The sequence below is a fragment of the Halomonas sp. BC04 genome (assembly GCF_000568385.1).
In genome coordinates, this window is the sequence record NZ_AZQX01000238.1 from 1 (window position 1) to 8,778 (window position 8,778).

Consider the following 8,778-nt stretch of genomic DNA (forward strand, 5'->3'; position numbering starts at 1 on the left):
CTGGTGCGGCTCTACCGTACCCAGTTCAGCGCCAGCGGGACGCGCCCTCACCGGGCCTTCGTCGAGCACCACCGTATCGTCGATGCCATCGAGGCCGGGGATGCCGAGCTGGCCGAGCTGCTGATGCGTCGTCATGTCAGCGCTTCGCGGGCCAATGTGGTTGACCGCTACGCCACGATTCTCACGCAGCAAGCCGAGGTGACCACCTGAGGCCGGCTGGACCTATCCCGTACACCGATATCCCGGACCACTGAGGAACTTTGCCATGAATCGATCCACTCCCGGCGCACGTTTTCGTGCCGCACTCGAAGCCAATCGGCCGTTGCCGATCGTGGGCACCATCAATGCCTATACCGCCATGATGGCCGAGCGGGTGGGGCATCAGGCCATCTACCTGTCTGGTGGTGGCGTGGCAAACGCCTCCTTTGGTCTGCCCGACCTGGGCATGACTACCATGAACGACGTGGTGGCGGACGCCCACCGTATCTGCGGCGCCACGGACCTGCCGCTGCTGGTGGATATCGATACGGGCTGGGGTGGTGCCTTCAATATTGCCCGTACCGTCAAGGAGATGCAGCGTGCCGGTGTCGCCGCCGTGCATATCGAGGATCAGGTGGCCCAGAAGCGCTGCGGGCATCGCCCGAACAAGGCGATCGTCTCCCAGGAGGAGATGGTGGACCGCGTCAAGGCCGCCGCCGACGCGAAAGTCGATCCGGATTTCTACCTGATCGCACGCACCGATGCCTTCCAGAAGGATGGCCTGGATGCCGCCATCGAACGTGCCGGCGCCTGCATCGAAGCCGGCGCCGACGCCATCTTCGCCGAAGCGGTGCACACCCTGGATGACTACCGTGCCTTCTGCGAGCGCGTCGATGCGCCGATCCTGGCCAACATCACCGAATTCGGTGCCACGCCGCTGTTCAGCCAGCAGGAGCTCGGCGAGGTGGGCTGCCGCATGGTGCTCTATCCGCTGTCTGCATTCCGCGCCATGAACGCCGCCGCGCTGAAGGTCTACCAGAGCATTCACGACAACGGCCATCAGCGTGATGTGGTCGAACTGATGCAGACCCGCGACGAGCTTTATGACTTCCTCAACTACCACAGCTTCGAGCAGAAGCTGGACGCGCTGTTCGAGAAGGGCGGCGAGTGAAGGACGCGGTAACGCAAGGCATCCCGATGGCGTCACATTGAGGCTCGGTTCCCGGCCTGGTGGCGTGGCGCCCATGACATCGATAAGACGCAAGACCGACCAATACAGGAGACGCGACATGTCAGATAAACCCGTCAGCAGTACCGGCCTTCGCGGCCAGAGCGCCGGCACCACGGCGCTGTGCACCGTCGGCAAGACCGGTTCGGGCCTGACCTACCGTGGCTTTGACGTCAAGGAACTGGCAGAAAAGGCTCGCTTCGAGGAAGTGGCCTATCTTTTACTCAAGGGCAAGCTGCCCAACCAGACCGAGCTCGACGCCTACATTGCCAAGCTCAAGGGCCTGCGTGGCCTGCCGCAGCCCCTCAAGGCCGTGCTCGAGCAGATTCCGGCCAATGCCCATCCCATGGATGTGATGCGGACCGGCGCCTCCATGCTGGGTAACCTCGAGACCGAGGAGAGCTTCGACGAGCAGCAGGATGTATCCGACCGCCTGCTGGCGGTGCTGCCCTCGATCATCTGCTACTGGTATCGCTACTCCCATGACGGCGTGCGCATCGAGACCGAGACCGACGACGAGTCGGTGGGTGCCCACTTCCTGCATCTGCTGCGTGGCGAAGTGCCTTCCGAACTGCACGCCCGGGTGATGAACGTCTCACTGATCCTCTATGCCGAGCATGAGTTCAACGCCTCGACCTTCACCGCCCGCGTCTGTGCATCGACCCTATCCGACATGCACTCCTGCGTGACCGGCGCCATCGGTTCGCTGCGCGGCCCGTTGCATGGCGGCGCCAACGAGGCGGCAATGGACATGATCGAGAACTGGAAGTCGCCGGAAGAGGCCGAGCGCGAGATCATGGGCATGCTCGAGCGCAAGGAGAAGATCATGGGCTTCGGCCATGCGATCTATCGCGAGTCCGATCCGCGCAACGCCATCATCAAGGAGTGGTCGGAGAAGCTGGCCCAGGATGTGGGCGACACCGTGCTGTATCCGGTTTCCGTGCGGGTCGAGGACGTCATGTGGCGCGAGAAGAAGTTGTTCTGCAACGCGGATTTCTTCCACGCCAGCGCTTATCACTTCATGGATATTCCCACCAAGCTGTTCACCCCGATCTTCGTCTGCTCGCGGGTGACCGGCTGGTGCGCCCATGTCTTCGAGCAGCGAGCCAACAATCGCATCATCCGACCCAGCGCTGACTATATCGGCCCCGAGCAGAGCGAGTGGGTGCCCATCGAACAGCGCGACTGACCTGCGCAAGTGGCGGCGACCGTTCCGCGGCCGCCGCCTTGTCCCTCTTTGCAGAGGCGGGGCAACCCCCGGCCCGCACCTCTGAGCTCGACTCGACGGATGCCCGACGCCATGAATACCGATTATCGCAAACGCCTACCCGGGACCGAGCTGGACTATTTTGACGTGCGTGCCGCCGTCGATGCGATCCAGCCCGGTGCCTATGAAACCCTTCCCTACACCTCGCGGGTGCTGGCCGAAAACCTGGTGCGCCGCTGCGAGCCCGCCATGCTGACGGATTCGCTGAAGCAGTTGATCGAGCGCAAGCGCGACCTGGACTTCCCTTGGTATCCGGCCAGGGTGGTTTGTCACGACATTCTCGGCCAGACGGCACTCGTGGACCTGGCCGGCTTGCGAGATGCCATCGCCGAGCAGGGCGGTGACCCGGCCAAGGTGAACCCGGTGGTACCGACCCAGCTGATCGTCGACCACTCGCTGGCCGTGGAGCATGCCGGTTTCGAGAAGGATGCCTTCGAGAAGAACCGTGCCATCGAGGATCGGCGCAACGACGACCGCTTCCACTTCATCAACTGGACCAAGACCGCCTTCGAGAACGTGGATGTGATCCCGCCCGGCAACGGCATCATGCACCAGATCAACCTGGAGAAAATGTCACCGGTAGTCCAGGTTCGTGATGGTGTAGCCTTCGTCGATACCTGCGTCGGCACCGACAGCCATACACCGATGGTCGATGCCCTGGGCGTGATCTCCGTTGGTGTGGGTGGCCTGGAAGCCGAGAGCGTCATGCTGGGTCGTGCCTCCTACATGCGCCTGCCGGATATCATCGGTGTCGAACTTACCGGCAAGCTGCAGCCGGGCATCACCAGCACCGACATGGTGCTGGCGCTGACCGAGTTCCTGCGTCGCGAGCGAGTGGTGGGTGCCTACCTGGAGTTCTTCGGTGAAGGCGCCTCGAGCCTGACCGTGGGCGACCGGGCCACCATTTCCAACATGACCCCGGAATACGGCGCCACCGCCGCCATGTTCTATATCGATGAGCAGACCATCGACTACCTCAAGCTGACTGGCCGCGAGGACGATCAGGTCGCCCTGGTGGAGCGCTTCGCCAGGGAGACCGGCCTGTGGGCGGACAGCCTGGAAAACGCCGAGTATGAGCGGGTATTGACCTTCGATCTCTCCTCGGTCCCCCGTACCCTGGCCGGCCCCTCCAACCCCCATGCCTTGCTGCCCACCTCGGAGCTGGCATCCCGCGGCATCAGCGGGACGGTGGAAAACGAGGAGGGTAAGATGCCTGATGGGGCGGTGATCATTGCCGCCATCACCAGCTGCACCAACACCAGCAACCCACGCAACATGGTGGCGGCGGGCCTGATCGCCCGTAATGCCAACAAGCTGGGCCTGACTCGCAAGCCATGGGTGAAGTCCTCCCTGGCGCCGGGTTCGAAGACGGTGAAGATGTACCTGGAGGAGGCCCGGTTGTTGCCCGAGCTGGAAGAGCTCGGCTTCGGCGTGGTGGCCTTTGCCTGCACCACCTGCAATGGCATGAGCGGCGCCCTGGACCCGGTGATCCAGCAGGAGATCGTCGATCGCGACCTCTACGCCACGGCGGTGCTGTCGGGCAACCGCAACTTCGATGGCCGGATCCACCCCTATGCCAAGCAGGCTTTCCTGGCTTCGCCGCCGCTGGTGGTTGCCTATGCCATTGCCGGCACCATACGCTTCGACATCGAGAAGGATGCGCTGGGCTACGATCAGGATGGCAACCCCATCACCCTGAAGGACATCTGGCCCAGCGATGAAGAGATCGATGCCATCGTCAAGGCGAGCGTGAAGCCCGAGCAGTTCCGGGAGACCTACATCCCGATGTTCGATGTGGACAAGGGCGCGCGCGCGCAGGTGAGCCCGCTTTACGATTGGCGGCCCCAGAGCACCTATATCCGCCGTCCGCCCTATTGGGAGGGTGCCCTGGCCGGCGAGCTTTCGCTCAAGGGCATGCGTCCCCTGGCGGTTCTCGGCGACAACATCACCACTGACCACCTGTCGCCCTCCAATGCCATCATGATGGACAGCGCCGCGGGGGAGTACCTGCATCGCATGGGCGTGCCGGAGGAGGACTTCAACTCCTACGCCACCCACCGGGGCGATCACCTCACGGCCCAGCGTGCCACCTTCGCCAACCCCAAGCTGCTCAACGAGATGGTGCAGGAGAACGGTGAGGTGAAGCAGGGCTCCCTGGCTCGCATCGAGCCGGAGGGTAAGGTCACGCGCATGTGGGAGGCGATCGAGACCTACATGGAGCGCAAGCAGCCGCTGATCATCATCGCCGGTGCCGATTACGGCCAGGGTTCTTCCCGGGACTGGGCGGCCAAGGGCGTGCGTCTGGCTGGGGTGGAGGCTATTGCTGCGGAAGGCTTCGAGCGTATCCATCGCACCAACCTGATCGGGATGGGGGTACTGCCGCTGGAGTTCGAGGCGGGCACCACGCGCAACACCCTGGCCATCGACGGCACCGAGACCTTCGATGTGGTGGGAGAGCCGAAGCCACGTGCGACCCTGGCCCTGGTGATCAATCGCCAGAACGGCGAGCGTGTGGAAGTGCCGGTGACCTGTCGTCTCGATACCGCCGAGGAGCTCTCGATCTTCGAGGCCGGTGGCGTGTTGCAGCGCTTCGCCAAGGACTTTCTCGAGTCTGAGATCGAAGCGGTCGGCTGAGCGGTGACAGTCTGACGGACCCGATCGACCCGGCCCCAAACAAGGTCCGGGTCGATTGGTCTCTACCCTCACTTTCTCAAGGAAGCGATTTCCATGGCACATGTTTCTCAGATAAGAATCCCGGCCACCTATATGCGCGGTGGCACCAGCAAGGGTGTGTTCTTTCGACTGCAGGATCTTCCCGAGGCGGCCCAGACCCCCGGTACGGCGCGGGACAGGCTGCTGCTGCGGGTGATCGGCAGCCCCGATCCCTACCAGAAGCAGATCGACGGGATGGGTGCGGCGACCTCCAGTACCAGCAAGACGGTGATCCTGTCGAAGAGCAGCCAGCCGGACCACGACGTCGACTACCTGTTCGGTCAGGTCTCCATCGACAAGGCCTTCGTCGACTGGAGCGGCAATTGCGGCAACCTGTCGGCGGCGGTTGGGCCTTTCGCCATCAGCAACGGCCTGGTGGACCCGGCGCGCATTCCTCAGAACGGCGTGGCATGGTACGTATCTGGCAGGCCAATATTGGCAAGACCATCATCGCTGAGGTGCCGATCACCGATGGCGCCGTGCAGGAGACCGGGGACTTCGAGCTCGACGGCGTCACCTTCCCGGCGGCGGAAGTGCCGGTGGCCTTCATGGACCCCGCCGACGGCGAGGGGGCGATGTTCCCCACCGGCAATGTGGTGGATGACCTCGAGGTCCCGGGGGTGGGAGTGTTGAAGGCGACCTTGATCAACGCCGGCATCCCGACCATCTTCCTCAACGCGGAAGCCATCGGCTATACCGGCAACGAATTGCAGGATGCCATCAACGGCAACCCCGATGCGCTGGCCATGTTCGAGACGATTCGCGCTCATGGTGCGTTGCGCATGGGGCTCATCCAGCACATCGACGAGGCGGCCAGCCGCCAGCACACGCCCAAGGTGGCCTTCGTCGCCAAGCCGGTGGACTACATTTCCTCCAGCGGCAAGGCGGTCAAGGCCAGTGATGTGGATCTGCTGGTGCGTGCGCTCTCCATGGGCAAGCTGCACCACGCCATGATGGGCACGGCCGCCGTTGCTATCGGTGCCGCCGCGTCGGTACCGGGAACGCTGGTCAATCTGGCGGCAGGTGGTGGCGAGCGTACCTCCGTGCACTTCGGGCACCCGTCGGGCACACTTCGGGTTGGCGCCGAAGCCACCTGCGTTGGCGACGACTGGGTGGTGACCAAGGCGATCATGAGCCGCAGCGCACGGGTTCTCATGGAGGGCTGGGTGCGGGTTCCCGGTGATGCGTTCCAGGAGGTGTAATTCTGACCTGAATCGGCACTGGCTGGCCGAGCGTGGGGCAACGATACTTCCTGCATTGGCTCCCTATCGGGTAGCGAGCAGAGCGGAAGAGTGACTCACGCAGGGGCGGGGGGCGAAAGTGCTTGCCTGTTCCAGCGACAGAGGAGGTTGACGATGAGCGCGACCGTCGAAACCAATGTGCGTCCGGATTACGACGCGGAACTGCAGAAAATTACCGACTACGTTCTCGACTACAGGGTCGAGAGCGACGAAGCCTGGGATACGGCCCGCAACTGCCTGATGGATACGCTGGGGTGCGGTCTGCTGGCGCTTCGCTTCCCCGAATGCACTAAACACCTGGGGCCGATCGTCGAAGGTACCATCGTGCCCCATGGTGCCCGGGTCCCCGGCACATCCTTCCGCCTCGACCCGGTCAAGGCGGCCTGGGATATCGGCTGTATCGTGCGCTGGCTCGACTACAACGATACCTGGCTGGCCGCCGAGTGGGGGCATCCCTCCGATAACCTGGGTGGCATCCTTGCGGTGGCGGACCACCTCTCCCAGAAGCGGGTCGCCGCGGGGGAGGCGCCGCTGACCATGCGCGACGTGCTTGAAGCCATGATCATGGCCCACGAGATCCAGGGTGTGCTGGCGCTGGACAACTCCTTCAATCGCGTCGGCCTCGACCATGTGGTGCTGGTCAAGGTGGCTTCCACGGCCGTGACCGCCAAGATGATGGGTGCCGACCGGGAGCAGATTCTGTCCGCGCTCTCCCATGCCTGGGTCGATGGCCAGAGTCTGCGCACCTATCGTCACGCCCCCAACGCCGGTTCGCGAAAAAGCTGGGCCGCCGGTGACGCCACCTCTCGAGGGGTGCGGCTGGCCGATATCGCCCTGCGTGGTGAAATGGGGGTGCCGGGGGCGCTTTCGGCGCCGCAGTGGGGTTTTTATGACGTGCTGTTCAGCCATACCAACAAGGACCTGGCGACCAAGCCGGAAGAGGAGCGCAAGTTCACCTTCCAGCGTGAGTTCGGCAGTTATGTCATGGAAAACGTACTGTTCAAGATATCCTTCCCGGCGGAATTCCATGCCCAGACCGCCTGTGAGGCTGCCGTCACCCTGCATCCCCAGGTCAAGGATCGTCTTGATGAGATCGACAGGATCGTATTGACCACCCATGATTCGGCGATTCGCATCATCTCCAAGTCCGGCCCCTTGGCCAACCCGGCGGACCGGGACCATTGCCTCCAGTACATGACCGCCGTGCCACTCGCCTTCGGCAGCCTGGTGGCCGAGCACTACGAGGACGACTTCCACGCGGCGAACCCGATCATCGACGAGTTGCGTGACAAGATGGAGGTGGAGGAGGACGCGCGCTACTCGCAGGACTATCACGATCCCGACAAGCGCTCGATTGCCAACGCCATCCAGGTCTTCTTCAAGGATGGCAGCGCCACCGACAAGGTCGAGGTCGAATACCCGATCGGGCACCGGCGGCGGCGCTCCGAAGGGATCACCGTGCTGGAGGAGAAGTTCAGGCGCAACCTGGCACGCGCTTTCCGCTGGGGCGAACCGCCCGGATCTTCGAGCTATGCTGCGATCAGCCGCGGCTTGAAAAGACGCCGGTGCATCAGTTCGTCGACCTCTGGGTAATATGATCGGTGACGCCCAACAGCCCCCTGTTTGCTCGCGCTCGTCGAAAGACTTGACGATGGTCATGGAAGGCTCCGGCAGAGTGAACTATAGTTTTTTGACGGCTAGGGGTTGTGCGCCGCTCCGGTAATGAGTAAAGTACGCATCCGCTGCCGGCAACGGGCAAACGTTACCGGCGGTGGAAGTGGAGAAAGTGCTTGTTTCTGTTTGGTTTTTTCGGATCGGCTGGTGAGATTCGCGATTGACAGGAGCGCCGGAGACGGTAGAATGCACGCCACGCTGAAGGCAGCCGGCGGTAGCGGCGCTTCGATGGCACGCTCACTCCGGTGAGGCCAGCGAAGAGAGTTGACAAGCTCAGCCGATTCAGTAGAATACGCCTTCCTCGCAGGGCGCTGGCGAGGCCGCTGACAGAGTCAGCCGCCACGACAGCAAGCGAGACGCTCCGCTCTTCACGTGTGGTTTGAAGAGAACGGGAGCCGCTCTTTAACAATCGATCAGGTAATTCATGTGGGCGCTTGTCGATGAGGTGGTGAGAAGTCACACCATTTCAAGGCAAGCGACTCGTCGAAGACCTTCGGGTCTTTTTGAGAAGCTTTGACCTTGAGCCAAGATTGGTTCGCTTTCAGCTGTCGCCTTCGGGTGGTGGCTGAGCAAGAACCGCAATGATTTGAAACTGAAGAGTTTGATCATGGCTCAGATTGAACGCTGGCGGCAGGCTTAACACATGCAAGTCGAGCGGTAACAGGTCCAGCTTGCTG

4 protein-coding genes, 1 rRNA gene and 2 pseudogenes are annotated in these 8,778 nt (G+C 62.8%); all 7 read left to right on the forward strand.

What is annotated here, in order from left to right; genetic code table 11:
• Positions 1 to 210, forward strand: a 210-nt coding sequence (locus Q427_RS16380; protein WP_043515887.1) for an FCD domain-containing protein, incomplete at its 5' end; no start/stop codon positions are given.
• A 55-nt stretch (positions 211 to 265) separates the two neighbouring features.
• Positions 266 to 1,150: a methylisocitrate lyase gene (gene prpB, locus Q427_RS16385; RefSeq protein WP_043515809.1), complete on the forward strand. Its 885-nt coding sequence runs from the start codon at positions 266 to 268 to the stop codon at positions 1,148 to 1,150.
• Positions 1,151 to 1,268: 118 nt separating this feature from the next.
• Positions 1,269 to 2,396: a bifunctional 2-methylcitrate synthase/citrate synthase gene (gene prpC, locus Q427_RS16390; RefSeq protein WP_043515890.1), complete on the forward strand. Its 1,128-nt coding sequence runs from the start codon at positions 1,269 to 1,271 to the stop codon at positions 2,394 to 2,396.
• A gap of 111 nt (positions 2,397 to 2,507) precedes the next feature.
• On the forward strand, positions 2,508 to 5,108 hold the full coding sequence (gene acnD / locus Q427_RS16395) for a Fe/S-dependent 2-methylisocitrate dehydratase AcnD (RefSeq protein WP_043515893.1): 2,601 nt from the start codon (positions 2,508 to 2,510) through the stop codon (positions 5,106 to 5,108).
• Between the two features lie 93 nt (positions 5,109 to 5,201).
• A pseudogene (prpF, locus tag Q427_RS16400) lies at positions 5,202 to 6,388 on the forward strand (2-methylaconitate cis-trans isomerase PrpF).
• Positions 6,389 to 6,541: 153 nt separating this feature from the next.
• Positions 6,542 to 8,025 (forward strand): annotated as a pseudogene (prpD, locus tag Q427_RS16405) (2-methylcitrate dehydratase).
• Between the two features lie 665 nt (positions 8,026 to 8,690).
• Positions 8,691 to 8,778, forward strand: a 16S ribosomal RNA gene (locus tag Q427_RS16410); the annotation flags it as partial.

Bases quoted from the DNA above. Each gene is read 5' to 3' on its own strand.
- prpB (WP_043515809.1), top strand. From the start codon at position 266: ATGAATCGATCCACTCCCGGCGCACGTTTTCGTGCCGCACTCGAAGCC.
- prpC (WP_043515890.1), top strand. From the start codon at position 1,269: ATGTCAGATAAACCCGTCAGCAGTACCGGCCTTCGCGGCCAGAGCGCC.
- acnD (WP_043515893.1), top strand. From the start codon at position 2,508: ATGAATACCGATTATCGCAAACGCCTACCCGGGACCGAGCTGGACTAT.